Annotated in this window: 17 protein-coding genes; 7 read left to right on the top strand and 10 right to left on the bottom strand. The window is 67.4% G+C overall.

Features of this window, described 5'->3' with window-relative positions:
* The first annotated feature begins 101 nt into the window (after positions 1-101).
* On the top strand, positions 102-998 hold the full coding sequence (locus HF877_RS11005) for an oxidoreductase (RefSeq protein ID WP_169621213.1): 897 nt from the start codon (positions 102-104) through the stop codon (positions 996-998).
* On the opposite strand, the gene HF877_RS11000 is transcribed toward HF877_RS11005, so the two are convergent.
* The 3 genes from HF877_RS11000 to HF877_RS10990 form a co-directional block, all read right to left on the bottom strand.
* Positions 985-3,312, bottom strand: coding sequence for a DEAD/DEAH box helicase (locus HF877_RS11000; protein WP_206037002.1), 2,328 nt, complete (start codon positions 3,310-3,312; stop codon positions 985-987). The genes HF877_RS11005 and HF877_RS11000 overlap by 14 nt on opposite strands.
* Before the next feature lie 68 nt (positions 3,313-3,380).
* A complete protein-coding gene (locus HF877_RS10995) occupies positions 3,381-3,803 on the bottom strand; it encodes an organic hydroperoxide resistance protein (RefSeq protein ID WP_169621211.1) in 423 nt (140 codons plus the stop codon).
* Positions 3,804-3,810: 7 nt separating this feature from the next.
* Positions 3,811-4,266, bottom strand: a complete 456-nt coding sequence (locus HF877_RS10990) for a MarR family transcriptional regulator (RefSeq protein ID WP_169621210.1) — start codon at positions 4,264-4,266, stop codon at positions 3,811-3,813.
* Between the two features lie 159 nt (positions 4,267-4,425).
* Between HF877_RS10990 and HF877_RS10985 the strand changes: the two genes are divergently transcribed.
* Complete coding sequence (locus HF877_RS10985) at positions 4,426-6,849, top strand: ATP-dependent Clp protease ATP-binding subunit (protein ID WP_169621209.1); 2,424 nt, start codon at positions 4,426-4,428, stop codon at positions 6,847-6,849.
* A 59-nt stretch (positions 6,850-6,908) separates the two neighbouring features.
* On the opposite strand, the gene HF877_RS10980 is transcribed toward HF877_RS10985, so the two are convergent.
* Together HF877_RS10980 and treS are read right to left on the bottom strand one after the other, a co-directional pair.
* The gene (locus HF877_RS10980; RefSeq protein ID WP_169621208.1) at positions 6,909-8,300 is read right to left on the bottom strand and encodes a phosphotransferase; all 1,392 of its coding nucleotides are present in this window, start codon (positions 8,298-8,300) and stop codon (positions 6,909-6,911) included.
* Complete coding sequence (treS, locus tag HF877_RS10975) at positions 8,297-10,135, bottom strand: maltose alpha-D-glucosyltransferase (protein ID WP_169621207.1); 1,839 nt, start codon at positions 10,133-10,135, stop codon at positions 8,297-8,299. Before treS ends, HF877_RS10980 begins: the two co-directional genes overlap by 4 nt.
* A gap of 121 nt (positions 10,136-10,256) precedes the next feature.
* Between treS and HF877_RS10970 the strand changes: the two genes are divergently transcribed.
* The 3 genes from HF877_RS10970 to HF877_RS10955 all read left to right on the top strand — a co-directional run bounded on the left by HF877_RS10970 (position 10,257) and on the right by HF877_RS10955 (position 15,029).
* Positions 10,257-11,441 (top strand): acyl-CoA dehydrogenase family protein, encoded by a 1,185-nt coding sequence (locus HF877_RS10970; RefSeq protein ID WP_206036959.1) that lies wholly within the window; start codon positions 10,257-10,259, stop codon positions 11,439-11,441.
* Between the two features lie 380 nt (positions 11,442-11,821).
* A complete protein-coding gene (locus HF877_RS10965; protein ID WP_169621206.1) occupies positions 11,822-12,904 on the top strand; it encodes a 3-deoxy-7-phosphoheptulonate synthase in 1,083 nt (360 codons plus the stop codon).
* A gap of 1,153 nt (positions 12,905-14,057) precedes the next feature.
* Positions 14,058-15,029: a glycosyltransferase family 2 protein gene (locus HF877_RS10955; RefSeq protein ID WP_346765112.1), complete on the top strand. Its 972-nt coding sequence runs from the start codon at positions 14,058-14,060 to the stop codon at positions 15,027-15,029.
* Here HF877_RS10955 and thpD read toward each other — a convergent pair.
* From thpD to HF877_RS10940, 3 genes are all read right to left on the bottom strand, one after another.
* Entirely contained in the window at positions 14,993-15,883 is an 891-nt protein-coding gene (gene thpD, locus HF877_RS10950) for an ectoine hydroxylase (protein ID WP_169621204.1), read from the bottom strand. The two genes, HF877_RS10955 and thpD, sit on opposite strands and share 37 nt — an antisense overlap.
* Positions 15,884-16,043: 160 nt before the next feature.
* Entirely contained in the window at positions 16,044-17,048 is a 1,005-nt protein-coding gene (locus tag HF877_RS10945; RefSeq protein WP_169621203.1) for an AraC family transcriptional regulator, read from the bottom strand.
* A 3-nt stretch (positions 17,049-17,051) separates the two neighbouring features.
* Positions 17,052-18,248, bottom strand: coding sequence for a pyridoxal phosphate-dependent aminotransferase (locus HF877_RS10940; protein ID WP_169621202.1), 1,197 nt, complete (start codon positions 18,246-18,248; stop codon positions 17,052-17,054).
* A 116-nt stretch (positions 18,249-18,364) separates the two neighbouring features.
* On the opposite strand from HF877_RS10940, the gene HF877_RS10935 reads away from it, so the two are divergent.
* A complete protein-coding gene (locus tag HF877_RS10935) occupies positions 18,365-18,955 on the top strand; it encodes a carboxymuconolactone decarboxylase family protein (protein WP_169621201.1) in 591 nt (196 codons plus the stop codon).
* Position 18,956: 1 nt separating this feature from the next.
* Here HF877_RS10935 and HF877_RS10930 read toward each other — a convergent pair whose 3' ends face one another.
* Positions 18,957-19,373, bottom strand: a complete 417-nt coding sequence (locus HF877_RS10930) for a VOC family protein (RefSeq protein ID WP_169621200.1) — start codon at positions 19,371-19,373, stop codon at positions 18,957-18,959.
* Between the two features lie 41 nt (positions 19,374-19,414).
* Positions 19,415-20,335, bottom strand: coding sequence for an RNA polymerase sigma factor SigJ (gene sigJ, locus HF877_RS10925; protein ID WP_169621199.1), 921 nt, complete (start codon positions 20,333-20,335; stop codon positions 19,415-19,417).
* 77 nt (positions 20,336-20,412) lie between these two features.
* Here sigJ and HF877_RS10920 point away from each other — a divergent pair, with 77 nt between their 5' ends.
* Positions 20,413-20,904 carry an NUDIX domain-containing protein gene (locus HF877_RS10920; protein WP_169621198.1) on the top strand — a complete coding sequence of 164 codons (492 nt, stop codon included), beginning with the start codon at positions 20,413-20,415 and terminating at the stop codon, positions 20,902-20,904.
* Positions 20,905-21,013 lie beyond the last annotated feature (109 nt).

The raw sequence follows: 21,013 nt of genomic DNA, 5'->3' as shown, positions 1-21,013 counted from the left end.
GGTGCACTCTACGAGGCGCGGGGCAGACAGGGAATGCCTCGGTCCGGCGAGAGTCCGGCGAGCCCTGTTGCCGGTTCCGATGCGTACGTAGTGTGCGGGGTATGGCGGCATGGACAGCGAACGACATTCCCGATCAGAGCAACCGCACGGTCGTGGTGACCGGTGCGAACAGCGGCCTCGGCGCCGAGACGGCGCGGGCGCTCGCGCGTGCCGGCGCCCAGGTGGTGCTGGCGTGCCGCGACGTCGCGAAGGGAGAGGAGGTGGCCGCGCACATCGGTCCGAACGCGCAGGTGCGCAAAGTGGACCTCGCCGACCTGTCGTCGGTGCGTGCGTTCGCCGCGGACCTCGCCGCGACCCACCCGACCATCGATGTGCTCGTCAACAATGCGGGCGTCATGGCGGTGCCGCAGCGGCGGACCGCCGACGGCTTCGAGATGCAGATCGGCACCAACCACCTCGGCCACTTCGCGCTCACCATGCTCCTTCTCGGGCGCATCACCGATCGCGTCGTCACCGTGAGCAGCACCATGCACCGGATCGGCAAGATCGATCTGGACGATCTGAACTGGGAGCGGCGCCGCTACGAGCGGTGGCCCGCGTACGGCCAGTCGAAGCTGGCGAATCTCCTGTTCGCCTACGAGTTGCAGCGACGGCTCACCGCGCACGGATCGCCGGTGAAATCCTTTGCGGTACACCCGGGTTACTCGTCGACGAACCTGCAGTACCGGAGCGAGTCGCGGTACGGGAAGCTCGTCGAGTGGGTGACTCCGGTCATCGGCCAGTCGGCCGCGATGGGAGCACTCCCGTCCCTCTACGCCGCGACCGCCGTGGATGCGGAACCCGGCGGTTTCTACGGGCCCGGCGGCCTGTTCGAGATGCGAGGACACCCCGGGAAGGTGCAGTCCAACGCGCGGTCGCACGACCAGGGCGTCGCCGCGAGCCTGTGGTCGCTGTCCGAGCAGTTGTGCGACGTGCGGTCGCCGCTCACGTCAACGTGAACGACACGGGAGGCAGGGCGTCGCGGCGGCACAGACCGGTCTGGTCGACGAGGTCCAGGGTGCGCAGGTAGCGACGTACGAGATCGCCCGCGGAGAGCCCCGATTCCGACGCGACGCGCAGCGCTGCGGCAAGGCCGTCGCCGCGGGCCCAGCTGTGGACGGCCCCGACGGCCACCGGGTCCGGGTCGGGGCTCACCGTCAAACCGTGGCGCTGTTCCGCTGCGGCCAGTTCGCCCCAGAGGCGCATGGTGACGCGCAGGGCCTCGTCCACCGCCGGGGTGGTCCGTCCGGACGCCGCGGCGGTGCGGTGCCGCGTCTCGCCGAGCACAGTCGAGACCACTGCCGCGAGCTCGCAGGGTTCGAGCCCGTCCCATGCTCCGGTCCGCACGCATTCGGCCACCAGAAGGTCGCTCGTGCAATAGATCCGGCCGAGCCGTCGTCCGTCGTCGGTGACGTACGCCGACTCACCGGCCGGGTCGAGGATCACGTAGCCGCGTTCCTCGAGCACGGCGAGGGTGCGATCGAACGTGGTGCGCAGACGTCCGGTGACGGCCTCGATCCGCACGCGCATTCGTTCCGTGTCGGTGACCAGGGTGCCGAGCCGGCCCGCGACGGCCAGGAGGTGCGCCCGGTCGGGCCGCCGGTGGCCCGGGTGTGAACGCACCGCGCGGGCGAGCGCGGTGACGGTGTCCGCGGATGCCGTGGTGCGCGCGAACGCGAGACGCTCGTACAGACTCCGGTATTCGGTGAAACCTGCTGCATCGGCGAGTTCGGCTTCGAGGTCGGCGATCAGCGCGGTATTCGTCCGTACCGCGTCGGACAGCGCGCGCACCGATCGCTCCGCCTGGAATTGGGCGAACGAACGGTCCAGAAGTGTGCGTGCGCCGTCGAGGCCGACGCGGTCGATCAGATTGACGCAGGTGTTGTAGCCCACGCGCAGCGAGCTGTGCAGGGGATAGGCGCGCGTCGAGGCGAGTCCGGCAACGGTGGCGGGGAGGGTGTCGGGCTGCCAGAGCACCACGGCGTGCCCCTCCTCGTCGATCCCGCGCCGACCGGCGCGGCCCGTGAGCTGGGTGTATTCCCCGGGCGTCAGGCGCACAGGTCCGGCTGCCGTCGGTTTGACGAGACGTTCGAGTACGACGGTGCGGGCCGGCATGTTGACCCCCACCGCGAGGGTTTCGGTCGCGAACACCACGCGGACGAGCCCGCGCGTGAACAGGTCCTCGACCGCGTGCCGGAATGCCGGAACGAGGCCGGCGTGGTGTGCGGCGAATCCACGCTCGAGCCCCTCGATCCAGTCGGAGTAGCCGACCGCGTCGAGGTCGGCCGGGGGCAGAGAAGCCGTGTGCCGGTCGGCTATCGCGCGGATCTGCGGGACCTCCGCGGCCTCGGTGAGACGCAGGGAAGAGTCGAGGCATTCGGTGACGGCGGCGTCGCATCCCGACCGGCTGAAGCGGAACCAGATGGCGGGCAGGAGTTGTTCGGCCTCGAGCCGCGCCACGATCTCCGGGCGATCACCGCCCGCGGGAAGGGGTGCCGAGGTCCGGCGCTTACGGCGTTTCCTCGCTCCGGGGGATGGAGCGGCGTCGGCGAGTTGCCGATGTGCGATGTAACGGTCGAGGGTGTCGTCGATGGTCCCGGTGCCGGGGGAGAAGAGGGCGAACAACCGCCCCCCGGCGAGCATGTGCTGGGTGAGCGGGACCGGGCGGACCTCGTCGACGATCACGGTGGTCTCGCCGCGCACCCGGCGGATCCATGCCCCGAATTCTTCGGCGTTGCTCACCGTGGCCGACAGGCTGGCCAGCCGCACCGAGCGGGGAAGGTAGAGGATCGTCTCTTCCCAGACCGCGCCTCGTTCCCGGTCGGCCAGATAATGCACCTCGTCCATCACGACGTGGGTGAGGCCGTCGAGGAGGGGGGAGCGGGAATGCAGCATGCTGCGCAGGACTTCCGTCGTCATGACGACGACGGGGGCGTGCGGGTGAAGGGTGATGTCCCCGGTGAGCAGGCCCACCTCGCCCTCACCGAATCGCTCGACGAGGTCGTTGTACTTCTGGTTGCTCAGCGCCTTGATGGGCGTGGTGTAGAAGCAGGTGCCGCGAGGAGTGGAGTCCCGGAACATGGGTGAGCTCTGACGAGACTCGAGCGCGAGGTAGGCCGCGAACTCACCGACCACCGTCTTCCCGGCTCCGGTCGGGGCGCAGACCAGCACGTCTCGGTTCTCTTCCAGCGCACGGCAGGCGTCGATCTGGAAGTCGTCGAGCGTGAATCCCACCTCGGCCGCGAACTTCGCGAGCCGCGACCCGTCCTGCATACCCACGTGTCCACGCTACGCGGACGCGGCATGGACACGTGGTGAGGCCGGGTGGCCCGGGTAATCGGTCAGTCTTCGGAGATCTCGAGGGTGACCTCGATGTTGCCGCGGGTCGCGTTGGAGTACGGGCACACCTGATGAGCCTTCTCGGTGAGCTCGCGGGCCTGTTCGGCGGACAGCTTCGGCAAGGTGACCTCGAGGGTGACGGCGAGGCCGAATCCGCCACCGTCGGTCGGGCCGATACCGACGCGGGCGCCCACGGCGGAGTCACTGATGTCGGCCTTCTCCTGACGGGCGATCATCTGCAGTGCCGAGTGGAAGCACGCCGCATAGCCCGCGGCGAACAGCTGTTCGGGGTTGGTGCCTTCGCCGTTGCCGCCCATCTCGGTGGGCATGGCGAGGTCGACGTCGAGCTTGCCGTCGCTGGTGCGAGCGTGGCCGTTGCGTCCGGCTCCGGTGGCGAGGGCTTCTGCGGTGTAGAGGATCTTCATGGCGGTCCTACCTTTCCTCGGGGGTGTCGCCGGCTGCGTGCTGCAGCGCGGCGGTCAGGCGGTGGAGCGTGTCGCGGAGTTCGGCGAGTTCGTCGAGTTCCAGACGGCCTGCGCGCGCCACGCAACCGGGGATGTCCGCGGCTTCTTTCCGTAGCGCGTTGCCGGCGTCGGTGAGGCGTACGACGACACGTCGCTCGTCGTCGCGTTGCCGTGTCCGTTCGACGAGCCCGGCCGACTCGAGTCGCTTCAGAAGAGGCGACAGTGTGCCGGTGTCGAGGTCGAGGGCGTCGCACAGGTCCTGCACTCCGCGCGCGTCGCGTTCCCACAGTGCGAGCAGTACCAGGTACTGCGGGTAGGTGACGCCCAGTCGGTCCAGGAGCGGCCGGTAGACCGCCGTGGTGGCGCGCGACGCGCGGTAGAGCGCGAAGCACACCTGCTGATCGAGAGCGAAAGGATCCGACACGTGAAATAAAGTAGCGCACCGTTGTGTTGTGCACAATACAAAGTCTTCTCGTTCGCCGTGACGTAGCTCACCTTCATTTGCCCTAGGGCTTCGGAATTGATGAAGTGTTCGGCACGTTAGTTGAGTGAGTAAGGCTCAAGTCAAGAGAAAGGCTTCGGAATGACGGCATTCTTCGGGCCTGGCGGACCCGGCCGAATCGACCTCTCCCGCTTCATGAGCCGCGGTACGCAGGAACTGATGGCGGTCGCGGCTCGCTTCGCCGCAGAACGCGGCGACGCCGACCTCGATGCGCTGCACCTCCTCCGCGCCATGGCGGAAACCGATCCGGCCCGCACCGTCATGGCCCGCTCCGGAGCCGATCCGGCCGCGGTCGTCGCGGCTGTCGACCAGCGGTTGCCGCAGAGCAACCCGGACTCCGGCGTGTCGGCTCCCGCACTCAGTGGGGCGGTCAAGACCGCGTTGCTGGAGGCACATCAGCTCTCGCGCGCGCTCGGCTCGACCTACATCGACCCCGAGCACGTGTTCTTCGCGCTCGCCGCGGACCAGACCCGCGCCCCGGGACGGTTGCTCGCCTCCCTCGGTGTCACCCCGCAGTCCCTGCAGACGGCGCTCCAGCCGGTGCCGCCGGCCGAAGCGGGTGGCGACTCCGCGACCCCGACGCTCGACCAATTCGGTGTCGACCTCACCGAGCGCGCTCGGAGCGGTGGCATCGACCCCGTCGTCGGCCGCGCCGACGAGATCGAGCAGACGCTCGAGATCCTGTCCCGCCGCACCAAGAACAACCCGGTTCTCCTGGGCGAGGCAGGTGTCGGCAAGACCGCGATCGTCGAAGGGCTCGCCCAGCGCATCGTGGACGGCGAGGTACCGGAAAACCTGCGCGACAAGCGAATCGTCCAACTCGACCTGACCGGCATGGTGGCGGGCACCCGCTACCGCGGCGACTTCGAGGAACGCCTCACCAAGGTGCTCGACGAGATCACCGCACAGTCGGGCGCACTGATCGTCTTCATCGACGAACTCCACACCGTCGTCGGCGCCGGTGGCGGCAACGACGGGGCGATGGACGCGGGGAACATCCTCAAGCCCAAGCTCGCCCGCGGCGAACTGCACATCGTCGGTGCCACGACACTCGACGAATACCGCAAGCACATCGAGAAGGACCCGGCGCTCGAACGGCGCTTCGGTCCGGTGATGGTCGGTGAGCCGAGCCGTGAGGACACGGTCGCCATCCTCCACGGACTGCGTGACCGGTACGCCGAATTCCACGGTGTCCGTTACACGGACGAGGCCCTCGACGCCGCGGTCGACCTGTCGGTGCGATACCTGCCCGACCGGCACCTGCCGGACAAGGCGATCGACCTCGTCGACCAGGCCGGTGCGCGGTTGCGGCTGCACACCCCGCGCGTCGACGGTGCACAGCTGCGGGACCGGCTCGTCGAACTCGAAGCCGAGAAGGACCGCGCGGTGCAGGCCGAGGACTACGAGGAAGCCTCGCGCGTCCGCGACGAGATCGTCCGGATCCAGCAGCGCATCGACTCCGGTGCGCCGGCTGACGCGGACGTCCCGGTGGTCGGCACCGAACTGATCGCCGAGGTCGTCTCGCGCGCGACGGGAATCCCCGTCACGCAGATGACCAAGGTGGAGAAGGACCGTCTCCGCACACTGGAGGACGAGCTGCACAAGCGCGTCATCGGCCAGGACGAGGCGGTGCGCGCGGTGGCACGTTCCGTCCGCCGGAGCCGCTCGGGCATGAGCGACCCGCACCGCCCGGTGGGCAGCTTCCTGTTCCTCGGCCCGACCGGCGTGGGCAAGACCGAGCTGGCGAAGGCGCTGGCCGAGGTCCTGTTCGGCGACGAGCGCAAGATGCTGCGCGTCGACATGAGCGAGTTCGGCGAACGACACACCGTGAGCCGGCTCGTCGGCGCCCCGCCCGGGTACGTCGGCTACGGCGAGGCCGGTCAGCTGACCGAGCAGGTCCGTCGCAACCCGTACTCGGTCGTGCTGCTCGACGAGATCGAGAAGGCGCACCCGGATGTGTTCAACACCCTGCTGCAGGTGCTCGACGACGGCCGTCTCACCGACGGTGAAGGCCGCACGGTGGACTTCACGAACACCGTCGTCATCATGACCAGCAACCTGGGATCGGACATCATCTCCAGCCGTGGTGGGGCCATCGGGTTCACCACCGGCGACGCGGAGGCGGAAGAGAAGCCGCTGCGCGACCGGGTGATGGGACGGCTACGCGAATCGATGCGGCCGGAGTTCCTCAACCGCATCGACGAGATCGTCGTCTTCCGCAGGCTCGACGACGCACAGTTGCACCGGATCGCCGATCTCCTGCTCGACGAGAGCCGGAAGCGGCTCCAGGCCAAGGGCATCGAGATCGACTTCAGCCCCGAGGCCGTGGAGTGGATCGCCCGTCACGGGCACCAGCCCGAGTTCGGTGCCCGCCCGTTGCGGAGGTCCATCGCACGGGTTGTCGACGACCGCATCGCGGATCTGCTGCTCGACGACACGCTGGTCGAGGGCGGACGCGTCGAAGTCGACGTCGCCGGCGACGAACTGGAGTTGCAGGTGGTCTGAGATTCCGAAAAAGGGCGGGTGTGTGCACTGCACACACCCGCCCTTTCGTACGTCGGTCGTCAGGCTTTGCACAACCTCCGGATCGCATTGAGGGGCAGACGGAGCCACGACGGGCGGTGCCGCGCTTCGTACACCACTTCGTAGACGGCCTTGTCGATTTCGTACGCACGGAGCAACGGCCCGATGTCGCGCGGATCGGATCCGGATGCTGCGGCGTACCCGTCGCAGAACGCGGCGGAGTTGCGTTCTGCCCATTCCCGCGCCCGGAACTCACGCTGCGCCGTGGCGCCGTCGGGATCACGCTCTCGCACCGAATGGTGGGCGGCGTAATCGAAGGAACGCAACATCCCCGCGACGTCGCGGAGCGGGGTGTCGGGATGCCGGCGTTCGACAAGGGACTTGGCGGGTTCACCCTCGAAGTCGATGAGCAGCCACCGTTCCGGTGTGCGCAGCACCTGCCCGAGATGGAGGTCGCCGTGGATGCGCTGCACCGTGACGGGACCGAGCGCGGCGGCTTCGTCGAACCTCGCCTGTATCGCGGGCACGAACTCCACCAGTTCCTCGACCTCGGCGGCGGCGGCCTCGAGCCTGCGGCTCATCGCGGCCGCAAGTCCGGACGCGGGACGCTGGGATTCCCCGAGCGCGGCGGCGAGATCCGAATGGACCTCGGCGACCGCCGTCCCCATCCGGTAGGACTCACCGGCGAAATCCGTACCGACCTCGTCGGCCCGGAGATCCCCTTCGATGAGGAGATCGCGGATACTTCCGAGCGCCATCGCCCACCCGTCCGCGGAATTGGCGGCGAAATCCTGGGCCATCGCGAGCGTCGTGCGGACACCTTCGACATCGGCGTCGATCCACGCACGGATCGGTGCCACGGAGCGGCAGCCCACTTCGGTCAACGCGAGGTGCAACTCCACGTCGGGGTTGATACCCAACGTGAGACGACGGAACATCTTGAGCAGGAGGCGTTCGCCGAGTACGACGGACGTGTTCGACTGCTCCGCGCCGAGCGGGCGCCCGCGCATGCCCGCCTCGAACTCCGCGCCCGGGAGGGTATGGAGATCGACGGGCCCCTTCGGGCGGCCACTGCTCAGGCTCTGCGCGTACAGGCCGATGATGTCCTGGTCGTGCAGACCGTCGTAGACGAACACACTGTGCCCCGCGTCATCCGGTGTCGCCAACGTCCACGGAGCCAGATCGTCCGGCAGGTGCGATCGGTACCCCAACGGCACCTGGTAGATCTGCTCGGCAGTGTCCTCGAAGTCGACGGCCACCAGGACGTGGTCGGCGCCGAACCCGGGTTCGTCGGCGAGTGTCTGCCGCAACACGATCCGCACGCCGGTGATGGTGTGGCCCTTCGCGGCGAACCAGCGCTGACGTGGGAGCCAGTGTGCCAGGCCCGCTTCGAGGTCGGCGTCCGGATAGCGGCTGTCGTTCTGTTCGGTCATGGCTGCACCGCCGCTTCCGCTTCGCTGCTGACGGGATGTGATCCTGCGCCTTCTGTCGTGGGATCCGGTTGCAGAGCGAACCAGAAGAACCCGTGACCGGGGAGCGTGAGCATGTAGCCCTCCTCGGTGATCGATGGGAACGGCACCGACCCGGTGAGCTCCACCGGGATCCACCCGACGAACCTCGACAGATCCAGCACCACGGCCTGCGGATAGCGGGAAAGGTTGTTCACGCACAGGATGACGTCGCTGTAGTTGCGATCCGGGGTCGTTTCCATCTCCCGGAGATACGACAGGACCGCGGGGTTGGCGCTGCCGAGTTCGGTGAACGCCGCCTTGCCGAACGCGGGGTGCTGCTTGCGGACCTGAATCATCCTGCGAGTCCAGTGCAACAGCGAGTTCGTCGAGTTCAGCTGGGACTCGACATTGATCGCGTTGTACCCGTACGTGGGATCCATGATGGTCGGAAGATGCAGCCGCGCCGGATCGGCGCGGGAGAAACCGGCATTGCGGTCGGGAGTCCACTGCATCGGGGTACGCACCGCGTCGCGGTCACCGAGCCAGATGTTGTCGCCCATGCCGATCTCGTCGCCGTAGTACAGCACCGGGGACCCGGGCAGGCTCAGCAGCAACGCCGTGAACAACTCCAACTGGTTGCGGTCGTTCTCGAGCAGAGGGGCCAGGCGCCTGCGGATCCCGATGTTCGCCCGCATCCGCGGGTCGGTGACGTACTCGGAGTACATGTAGTCACGCTCTTCGTCCGTCACCATCTCGAGCGTGAGTTCGTCGTGGTTGCGCAGGAAGATGCCCCACTGCGCGGTGCGGGGAATCGACGGGGTCTGCGCGAGGATCTCCGAGATCGGGAATCGGTTCTGGCGGCGAACCGCCATGAAGATCCGGGGCATGAGCGGGAAGTGGAACGCCATGTGGCACTCGTCGCCGATCTCCGGCTCACCGAAGTACTCGACCACGTCCGACGGCCACTGGTTCGCTTCCGCGAGCATGACCCGGCCCGGGTATTCGGCGTCCATCACCGCCCGGCACTTCTTGAGGAACGCGTGGGTCTCGGGCAGGTTTTCGCAACTGGTGCCCTCGCGCTCGAACAGGTAGGGCACCGCGTCGAGCCGGAATCCGTCGATGCCCAGGTCCAGCCAGAAGCGGAGGACGTCGAGCATGGCGTCCTGGACCTCGGGGTTGTCGTAGTTCAGATCGGGCTGATGCGAGAAGAACCGGTGCCAGTAGTACTGCTTGCGCACCGGATCCCACGTCCAGTTCGAGGTCTCCGTGTCCACAAAGATGATGCGGGCATCCTTGTAGGCCTCGTCGCTGTCGGACCACACGTAGAAATCCCCGTAGGGACCGTCGGGTTCGGCACGCGACTCCTGGAACCACGCGTGGGTATCGGAGGTGTGGTTCATGACCAGGTCCGTCACCACGCGGATACCGCGCTTGTGCGCTTCGTCGAGGAACGTCACGAAGTCGTCGACCGTCCCGAATTCCGGTAACACCGCGCGGAAATCGCGGATGTCGTAGCCGCCGTCCCGCAGCGGGGAATCGTAGAACGGGGGCAGCCAGATGCAATCGGCCCCGAGCCACGCGATGTAGTCGAGTTTTTCGGTCAGCCCCCGCAGGTCACCGGTCCCGTCGTGGTTCGAGTCGTTGAACGCGCGCACGAGAACCTCGTAGAACACCGCGGTCTTGAACCAGTCGGGATCGATCGGAAGGTTGCGTGCATGCGCGAAATCCTCGGACCGTGTCTCGACGATGTGCCCGTCGGGGGTGTGCTCGGGTTCCACAGCTCGGGCGGTCGGATCGGCTGGGCTTTCTGCTGGCATGAAACCTCCGGGCTCGTCATCGTGCAGGGCGGAACCTCAGGGTTCCCCGGCGTCGGCCGGTCCACACCCGGCCCGGCTGAAAGCGAGGTGAGGGCATGCGTGCGCGGATACATTGACGCCCATGACTGCGAATCGGCCGGAGGGCCGGGTGGCCGAACTGTGCACCCGGATGCGTTCCTTCATCGACGAGGAGGTTATCCCGCTCGAGCCGACATTGTCGCGGCAGGACGACGACGGCGCCGCGGCGCTGGACGGGCTGAAGAGCCGCGCGAAGGACCTCGGATTGTGGGCGCTCGGGCACCCGGAGGAGATCGGCGGCGGGGGAGTTCCGTTCCTGGACTTCGTCTATCTCAACGAGATCATCGGCCGGTCGGAGTTCGGTCAGCTCGCGGTGGGGTCGGTGTCGATGCAGGACGCGCTGATGCTGCATCGGCACGGCACCGAGGAGCAGCGTCGTCGCTGGGTTCCCGGTCTCGTCTCCGGCGAGATCCTGCCGTCGGTCGGCATGACAGAGCCCGACGTGGCCGGCTCCGACCCGGTGCTCGTGCAGACGACCGCCCGTCTGGACGGAGCGGAGTGGGTCGTCAACGGCCGTAAGTGGTTCACCACCGGCGCCCGGCAGGCCGGCTACTGCACGGTGTTCGCGCGCACCGAACCCGACTCGACGCCGCTTCACCGCAGTATCAGCGCTGTCATCGTTCCGACGGATACGCCGGGCTTCGAGATCGTCCGGTCGATCCCCACGATGGGGTACGACCCGAGCGACCACTACGAGGTGCGCTACACCGACGTCAGGGTTCCTGCCGACAACGTGCTCGGGGGACGCGGCAACGGTTTCCTGGTCGCCCAGGACCGCCTCGGACCCGGCCGGATCTTCCACTGCATGCGCTGGCTCGGGCAGGCGCAACGGGCATTCGAACTGATGTGTGCGCGCGCCAACGCCCGGTTCGCGCACGGGTCGCTCCTCGCCGACAAGGGCGAGATCCAGCGGTACGTCGCCGAATCGGCCGCACAGATTCAGGCGGCGCGCCTCATGACGCTCGACGCGGCCCGGGTCATGGACGCCGGTGAGGACGCCCGGGTACAGATCGGTCTCATCAAGTTCTGGGGCGCGCGGATGCTGCACGACGTCGTCGACCGGGCGATCCAGGTACACGGGGCGCTGGGCCTGACCGCGGATACGCCACTCGAGGCCATGTACCGGCGGGCACGGTATGCGCGCATCTACGACGGCCCCGACGAGGTGCATCGCATGTCGACCGCCCGCCGGATGCTGCGCGACCCGGAGCGAGTGCCGTGGCGGTAGGGACCGTCTCGTTCGCGCCGCCGAAGGGCGATCCGTTGCTCGGCACCGGGGAGCGGAACGGCGTCGCATACGGCCGCCTCGCGGAGGTGTCTGCTTGCCCGGGAACAGGTTCGGCGAAGATGCACCCGGACCCGAAGTTCCTGCCGGGGAGCGTCGGGGCGAGTCGGTGTGCCGCGGCACAGAACCGGTTCGGCGAGTTCTGGTAGAGTCCGTCGCTATGCAGCGCACCTATTTTTGGTTTAGCGGGCCGGCCCTGGGTGGGTCGGTCGGCGTGACCGCGCGCTGACTTCCTCACCCACGAGCCGGATACAGACCGGCTCGACGGGATCTCAGGGTTCTTCCGGGTCGGCTTCCTTCACCGAGAACAGGAACGCAACCCGATGAGCTCCACCACTGGAATCTCCACCACCAATCTCGACGAGCAGCGCACCGTGCGGGTGAGTCCGCTCGCCGCGCCGTCGGAGATCCGCGCCGAATACGCCCCTGACGCCGTCGTGGCGGCGACCGTGCGATCCGGCCGCGCCGACACCGTCAATATCCTGAACGGCACCGACGACCGCCTCGTCGTGGTGGTCGGCCCGTGCTCGGTCCACGACCCCGCCGCAGCCATGGATTACGCTCGCCGGCTCGCCGCGAAGGCTGACGAATTGCGCGACGACCTGCACATCGTGATGCGTGTGTACTTCGAGAAGCCGCGCACCACGCTCGGCTGGAAGGGTCTGCTCAACGACCCGCACCTCGACGGCAGCTACGACATCAACACCGGCCTGCGAATCGGCCGGAAGTTGCTGCTCGATGTGTCGAGCCTGGGCCTGCCCGTCGGCTGCGAGTTCCTCGATCCGATCCTCCCGCAGTACTACGCCGACCTGGTCACCTACGGCGCGATCGGTGCACGCACTGCCGCCAGCCAGGTGCATCGTCAGCTGTGCAGCGCCCTGTCGATGCCGGTCGGGATCAAGAACTCCACCGAAGGCGACGTGCAGGTCGCGGTCGACGGAACCCGCGCCGCAGGTGCGAGCCACGTGTTCCCCGGCACCGACCTCGACGGCCAGGCCGCGCTCATCCAGACCGTCGGCAACCCGGACTGCCACGTCATCCTCCGCGGCGGCAGCGCCGGCCCGAACTACGATGCCGCGACCGTCGCCGACACGATGGCGCGCCTGCGCAAGGGCGGGTTGCCGGAACGGGTCGTCATCGACGCGAGCCACGGCAACAGCAGCAAGAACCACGAGAAGCAGGTCGACGTCGTGACCGACATCGCCGAGCGTCTCGAAGCCGGAGAACAAGGCATTGTCGGTGTGATGCTGGAGAGCTTCATCGAAGCCGGCCGGCAGGACTTGACGCTCGGCTCGTCCGACGAGCTCGAGTACGGTAAGTCCATCACCGATGCGTGCATCGACTGGGCGACCACCGTCGTTCAGCTCGACCGCCTCGCCGAGGCTGTCCGGGCGCGTCGCGGCTGACCGCTCCTGGGGGTCGTGACCGAAGGGCGAAAGTCCTCCAGCGGATACCGCGATGTATCCGCTGGAGGATCTCGAAGGTGCCTCACCGTCTTCCATCCCGCCTGTAACAAACCGGTCGGCGTTTGCGAACTCCTGACGGAACGCACCTTCCGAACGGACCCGACGATGAATCCTCCTGCAGGCTGGCATCCAGATCCCTATGACCCGTCAATCGACCGTTTCTGGGATGGCAATCAGTGGACAGACCGAATCAGGCCGAGAGGTACTGAAACCCCTGCGCAAGGCCCCGGCCCCGCCGCTCAGGGGGGTGATCCGTCCCGAGGTGAAGGGAAGAAACACCGAAAGTGGCCGTGGATCGTTGCGGTTGTCCTCGTGGGACTCATAGCACTCGGGGCGATGTTCGGCGAGGACGAGACACGGAACCCGGACTCGGACCAAACGGGCACAACTGATTCGGTCACTCCTTCGGCGAGCGCGACCGCACCCCAAACCACCACGTCCCCTCCTGTTACGAGTACGGTTCCTGCTTCGCAAGCGCCTGGCACATCCGAACGTACGTCGGAATTCACGCCGACCCCTACCAGTGCTGCGCCCCTCGAGTTCTCTTGCAGCGACGCGGCCTGGAGGGAATCGATGGGTGCTGAGGGCGACAGATTGTGTGGAGCACCGTGGACGCCCCCGACGCGATCGCAGACCCCGGAGTACACGCCGTCGCCACCTGCCCCGGAGTACACGCCACCGCCACCTGCCCCGCCTGAGCAATCGGGATTGACCGTGCACCCCGGCTCTTTCTGCAGCACGCCGGGCGCGGTGGGGATCACCGTCAAGGGTGTCCCGATGGTGTGTGCTCCCGGATCCGACGGCAGGGACCGTTGGCAATCGGGCAACTGATCGTCCCGTCCATCGCGCGTCACTCGCAATCGCAGCGGTCAGCGGCGTCCTGAGAAGTGGTTTCTTGCACGATCGATCGGCCGGGCGTGGCCCGGTGTGCTGGGGAGCGACACACGCTATCCCGCTTTTCATTCCCAGTACCTGAGCGGATAATTCGGGCGAATAGGGAATGTCGTTCTGCGCACAAGGAGAGGTGAAACGACTTGCGGTAGCGTGCGAAGCATGGATGGGGAGACGTTGTCTATCGTCGTGCCGGCTCGAAATGAGGAGCGCTATCGGGCCGTGTCTGTCGGCCCTCCTTGCTCAGAAGGACGAGATCTTCGAAATCGTTGTGGTGGACAATAATTCCACCGACAACACGGTGCAGATCGTCGAGGCCATTGCGGCCTGTAATCCGATCGTCCGCCTCGTAACGGAGAAACGCCCCGGTGTGGCGTTCGCCCGCAACGCGGGTTTCGATGCCGCCGAGGGTTCGATCTTCGGGCGGATAGACGCGGACACGCGTGTGCGCCCGGGGTGGGCACGAACCGCACGGGAGTTCTTCGCCAGAGACGACGTGGCAGCCGTCGGCGCGGTCAGCGGTCTCAACAACTCGTACGACTCGCCCTACCGCGGGTTGAAGAAACGGTACTTCGAAAAGCAGGTCGCGAAGGGCTTGTCCGGCGGGGAACGGCGGGTCAACAACATCCACGGCGCCAACATGGTGATCAGGCGCTCCGCATGGGAGCACGTGCGAGACGCGGTCAGCATCCACTCCGGCATCCACGAGGACGTGGACCTTGCCTTGTGTCTGCGCGAGCACGACATCGAGATCGCCCAATTGACAGATCTGTTCGTCGACATCTCTCCCCGTCGGGCGCTGACCCCGCCGCGCGAGTTCGCCGAGTACAGCCGGTCCGTTGTGCGCACGTACGAGCTACACGGACGGTTGACACCGGAAGTCGTGAAAGTTGTGCGCTGGCAGTGGCTTTTCCACCTCTTCGCCTACGCCGGATATCGTCCTTACGACCCGGACCGAGGCAGGTTCACGCTCGGACGGTTGCTCTCCGCCGGTGCCGGTCGCGCCATGCCCGTGGGGGACGGAGGGGCAACGCCGGAGACGAGCCTGCCCGCCGGAAGCGACGCACCGGGAACCGACGCACGTGGAGACGGACAGGGACGCGCCGACTTCCCCGACAGTCCCGGACGGTCTGCCGATCAGGACAGCGGTGTGAAGTCCCGGCTCCCCAGATAGGGCGGGCGCGGGTTCTTCGCTGCGAACGGCTCTACCAGGGTGTTCTCCACGCTGTTGAACACCACGAAGAGATTCGAGCGCGGAAACGGGGTGATGTTCCCGTTGGAGCCGTGCATGCAGTTGGAATCGAATACCGTTGCGGAACCTGCGGATCCCGTGAAGGTGGCGATGCCGTACTCGGCGGCCATCCGGGTGAGGCTGTCTTCGTCGGGAGACCCGGTCTGCGGCGCGTGGGTGACGAGCGACTCGCGGTAGTAGTCCTCCGGAGTCTCTCCCGCACACGAGACGTAGGTGCGGTGCGAACCCGGCATGATCATCAAACCGCCGTTGTAGCCGTAGTTCTCGGTCAAGGCGAGCGAGATGCTGAGCGCCCGTGGCTTGGGCATTCCGTCCTCGGCGTGCCAGGTCTCGAAATCCGAGTGCCAGTAGAACGGCCCGCCGCGGAAGCCTGGTTTGACGTTGAGTCGCGATTGGTGGATGTACACGTCGGAGCCGAGCAATTGCCGTGCAATCCCGGCTATTTCGGGACGGCGGACAATAGAGGCCACGAGATCGCTGAGCAGATGGACGTCGAAGATGGAACGGACGTCGCCGCTACCCTGCTCGCGGATCACACGCGCGTCGTCACCCAGTTCACCGCCGAGCCGTGATGTTTCTTCCAGGAGGTTTCCCACGTCGTTCGCGGGAAGAAGCGCTTCTGCAGTATGGAATCCTCGGCGGTCGTATTCGGTGACCGCCTCGGCGGGCAACGGCCCCTCGGCCGCACTTCCCCACACGACCGGATCCGGCCTCGCGAACGATTCGCACTTCGCTCGGCTCCGGGTCGGATACTCATCCTGTACCGCAGCGCGCATAACGGTGTTTCACCCTCTCCCAGGTCGACAGAGCTTCGCCTTCCAGACTTACCCACTCACCGCCACGTTATGCAACCCGGGTGGATTCCGTGCCGGTTCCGGGCACCGGGTTCCCGGGTGCGTCGTCGTGTCCCGGTAGGAGCGGGATTGCGAACCCCGGTTACCGCGGTGAGCGGTAACTGCTCGGGGTGTTGCCCGTCCACCGCTTGAACGCGCGCCTGAAGGCACTCGGCTCGGAGAACCCGAGTCGGGCCGAGAGGTCGTCGACCGACTCGCCGCGCCGCAGCCCGGCGATGGCGAGATCGCGGAGTACTTCCTCGCGCAATTGGCCGAGTGACGTGCCCTCCTGGCGCAGTAGCCGGCGGAGGTGAGGGGTGCTCACGGTGAGCATTCCCGCAATGTCCTCGGCGGTGGCAGTGCGTCCGTTGATTCCCGACTCGAAGATGCGGCGCACCTGCGACGACACGGTCGACTCGTAATCCCGTTCCGACAGAATGAGATTCGGGGAGTCGCGGAGATACTCGTCGAGCGACTCCTCCGACTGCACGAGCGGCGACGTCAGTGCGGAATTGTGGATTTCGAGCGCTGCGCGGCCCGCTCCGAAGGTCACGGGGACACCGAACATCGAATCGTAACTACGAGCAAGAACCGGATCCGGTTCGGCGTACGGCAACATCACCGATTCCAGCCGGACTCTGCCGCCGACCAGCCAGGCCGCGAAGCGGTGCAGCAGCATGAGGAGAAAGTCGACGGTGACGCGTGTCTTCTCGTCGACCACCTCCGGCAGCGCGACATCGAGGTACGTGGTGGTGTCACCCGGGGTCAGCGACAACTGGGGGAGCGACCGGACCACCCGGTTGACCTCGACCATGCGGCTGAGCGCGCGCGCGAGATCGGGGCAGTGGATCAGCGTCAGGCACATCACCCGGAACATTCCACGGGGGACCGGACCGGGCGCCAACCCGAACAGTTCGTCGTCCGTGATCTGCCACGCCATCTGGGTGAACCGGCTCACCTGTGCCGGCGTCAGGCGCGCGTGAGGGTGCGCGAGGACCGCGCGACTGATTCTGGCCGCGTCCAGCGCCGGTTGGAGATCGACTCCGGCGTCCGCGCCGGTGCGTACCGCCCGGGATACGAAGTCGGACGGAATGGTGGGCCGCGACATGATCTAGAGGGCCTCCTGCAGCGTGCGCAACCGATCGACCGCGTCCGCGAGCACGTCGTCCCGCTTGCAGAACGCGAATCTCACCAGATGGTTCCAGGCCTGCGTGTCGTCGACGAACACGCTCACGGGGACCGCGGCCACCCCGATCCGTTCCGGCAGTTCACGGCAGAATGCGACACCGTCGCGGTAACCGAGCGGCGTGAGATCGGCGCACACGAAATATGTTCCGGCCGAGTCGAGTACGCCGAACCCGGCGCCCTTCAATGCATCGGACAGCAGAGTGCGTTTGCGTTGCAGGTCGTCGCGCATCGACCTGATCCAGTCCTGCTCGTGGGTCAGGGCGTGGGCGACTGCGGGCTGGAAGGGTGCGCCGCCCACGAAGGTCAGGAATTGCTTCGCGGCGCGCACGGCGTCGATCAGCTCGCGGGGCCCGAGCGCCCAGCCGATCTTCCATCCCGTGACGTTGAACGTTTTCGCGGCACTCGACACGGTGACCGTGCGCTCCGCCATTCCCGGCAGCGACGCGAGCGGGATATGCCGGCGGCCGTCGAACACCAGGTGTTCGTACACCTCGTCCGACAGCACCAGAAGGTCGTGTTCGCACGCCAACTCGGCCAGGGCCGTCAGGGCCGTCTCGTCGTACACGGTGCCGGTGGGGTTGTGCGGGGTGTTGACGATGAGCATGCGCGTGCGGTCGGTGATCGCGGCGCGCAGGGCGTCCACGTCCAGCACGAAGCCGGCTCCCGCCCGGGCGAGCGGGACGGTGCGGCGAGTCGCGCCGGCTAGCGCGACCGCGGCGGCGTACGAGTCGTAGTACGGCTCGGTGAGCAGCACTTCCTCGCCCGGCTCGACGAGCCCGAGGACAGCCGCGCTGATGGCTTCGGTGGCTCCGACGGTGACGAGTACTTCGCAGTCGGGATCGTGTTCGATGCCGTAGCGGTCGGCGCGGTCCGCGGCGACGGCCTGCCGGAGCGCGGGAATACCCGACCCGGGCGGGTACTGGTTGACCCCGTCGGCGATGGCCTGTCGCGCGATCTCGAGCATCTGCGGTGGACCGTCGACATCGGGGAAACCCTGGCCCAGGTTGATCGCGTCGTGCCGGATCGCCAGGTCGGTCATCTCGGCGAAGATCGTCGAGGCGAACGGTCGTAGCCGGGCGACGGTGCGCACTGCCGCTGCCGGTCTCCTCGAATCAGCCACTCGTGAAGCCTATCGTCCGCCCTGTCACATCCGGGACGGCTGCCTCGTCAACAGTACGAACGGCTCGGCCGGGACCGGCGAGGAGTCCCGGGGCCGCGAGAAAACCGGAGGACGTCATGCCGCGAATCGAACCGGTCACCCCCGAACGGGCCGGCCTGGCCACCCGCGCGACCTATGCCTTTGCTGCGCGCCGCTACGGGGTGGTTCCCGAGCCGTTCGCGGTGCTCGCGCACCACCCGGCGTTGATGCGCGCGACCGGAGTACACGAGATGCTGGTCGAGCGAGCCTCGAAGGTGCTTCCGGCCAACGTGAGTGAACTCGCGGTGTACCGCGCAGCGTGGACTCTGGGATGTTCGTGGTGCGTCGACTTCGGCACAATGCTGCAGCGCCTCGACGGACTCGACACCGAGCGCCTCGCCCAGATCGCCGACTATGCGACGTCGGACCTGTACAGCGACGACGAGAAGGCTGCGATCGCATACGCGGACGCGGTCACCGGGGATGTTGCCACCGCCGTGACAGACGAGCAGGTCGCGGATCTCGAACGGAGATTCGGGCGGGCCGGGGTGGTGGAACTGACCTATCAGATCGCTCTCGAGAACATGCGGGGCCGGATGAACTCGGCACTGGGCATCCAGGAGCAGGGCTTCAGCACCGATGCGTGTCGTGTGCCGTGGGCGGACGACGCTGCGGCGGCGGGGAAGTGAGTTACTCGGGTATCACGATCTCGGCGATCGAGCCCGGATTCCAGGCGACCTCCCAGCGAAAGCCGTCGGGGTCGGCGAAATAACCGGTGTAACCGCCCCACAGGCGGTCGGTGCCGCCCGACACCGGATCGGCGCCTGCCCGTCGGGCGGTCTCGAGCACGACGTCCACTTCGTCGCGGGTCGCGACGTTGTGGGCGAGGGTGACGGGTGGAACCCCGCTCCACGATGTCGGGCCGACCTCCGCCTCGAATTCGGTGCGGGCCCACAACGACAGGATCACGTGGGCGCCGACGCGGATCATCACCACTTCGCCGGGTTCTTCGACCACTGCGGACCAGCCCAGTCCGTCCACGTAGAACTCCCGGGCGCGGTCGACGTCCTCGACGGCGAGGGTCACGAGACTGAGACGCTGCTCCATGCGCCCGACCCTAGCGGTGGCGCCGGGGTCCGGGCGACGGATCAGCGCCGGCCCAGGGGTACGAGAACGCCGCGCCGCAATTTCTCCGGGTTGGCCAGGTCGTAGGCGGCCCAGACCCGGCCGTCGCGAACCGTGCATCCCGTCACGCGGGGCGGGTATCCGCGCCGACCGTCGCCGCCGAGCCCGTGGTTGAGCAGGCCGAGTTCGCCGTTGACGCGGACCGGTTCGAACGCCGCGAACGACTCCGGGCCGTACCGGCGTATCAGCCCTGCGAAGAACCGGGCGAACTTCTCGGCACCGAACACCACGTTGAGTGCGGTCGAGGTGGTGCCACCGGCGTCTCCGATCAGCCGCGCATCGGGGTGCAGCGCCGCGATCACGCCGTCGATGTCTCCCGCGGCGAAAGCCGCCACCAGCACGGCGACGGCGTTCTCGTGTTCGGCGGTGGGGGTCGGGGGCGGTGTGTCGGCCACGGCACGGCGAGCGCGGGAGGCGAGTTGCCGAGCCGCTGCCGATCCGATGCCGAGAACGGTCGCCACTTCGTCGAACGGCACACCGAACCCGTCGTGGAGCACGAACGCGATGCGCTGCGGCGGCGGCAGCACATCGAGGACGATCAGCGCGGCGAGCCGGCTGTCCTCGTGCTGCACCACCTGTTCGAGCGGGTCCGGCGGGCTGGTGCCGCCGAGTGGCGTGACAATCGGTTCCGGCAGCCACTGTCCCACATATTTCTCGCGCCGTACCGCGGCGGACCGGAGCTTGTCGAGGCACAGCCGGCCCACGACAGTGGTCAGCCACGCACGCAGATTGTCGATCTCGCCGGCATCGACGGTCGCGAGCCGGAGCCAGGAGTCCTGCACCGCGTCCTCGGCGTCGGCGACACTGCCCGTGAGCCGGTACGCGACCGTCAGCAGGTGGGCGCGGTGTTCCTCGAATGATTCCGCAAGCCCGGACGCGCGCATATTCTCGATGCTACGAGCAGGATCACCGTCGCGGGCAGGACTCCGGGTGCATCCGACACGGTGCACGGAGGTGAGCGATGCCGGTGACGAGCGCAGGTCTGCTGCTCTACCGCGTCGACGACACCGGGCTGCTCGAGCTGTGGCTCGTGCATCCCGGCGGCCCGTACTGGACTGGAAAGGACACCGCCGCCTGGTCGGTGCCGAAGGGAGAGTACGGACCCGAGGAGGAGCCCCGCGAAGTCGCGACCCGTGAGTTCGAGGAGGAATGCGGCTTTCCCGCGCCGGACGTGCCGTTGTCGCTGCTCGGCCGTTATCGGCAGGCGTCGGGCAAGATCGTGAGTGTCTACGCCGGCGAAACCGACGCCGACCTCCGGTTCGTCTCGAGCAACACGTGCGAGATCGAATGGCCGCCCCGGTCGGGGAAGCGGCTGACGATTCCCGAAGTCGACGATGCCCGCTGGATCACGTTCTCCGACGCGGAAACCAAGCTGGTGAAGGGCCAGCGCCCGATTCTGGTGGCGCTGCGAGCACGGCTCGACGACGTGGGCCGCCGGTACCGCACCGAATAGGGCTGGCCTGTCGAGGTTTTCGCTGATTCTGACGCGTGCGTGCGCTCCCATCGGCGGAGCACACGGCATCGTCCGTACCGAATCGGGGGATACTTGCCCAGGCAACAAG

Source organism: Rhodococcus sp. BL-253-APC-6A1W (assembly GCF_012843405.1).
In the GTDB taxonomy this organism is placed as follows: domain Bacteria; phylum Actinomycetota; class Actinomycetes; order Mycobacteriales; family Mycobacteriaceae; genus Rhodococcus.
The sequence above is the reverse complement of the archived record's forward strand: the minus strand, read 5'-3'. Positions and strand labels throughout refer to the sequence as shown.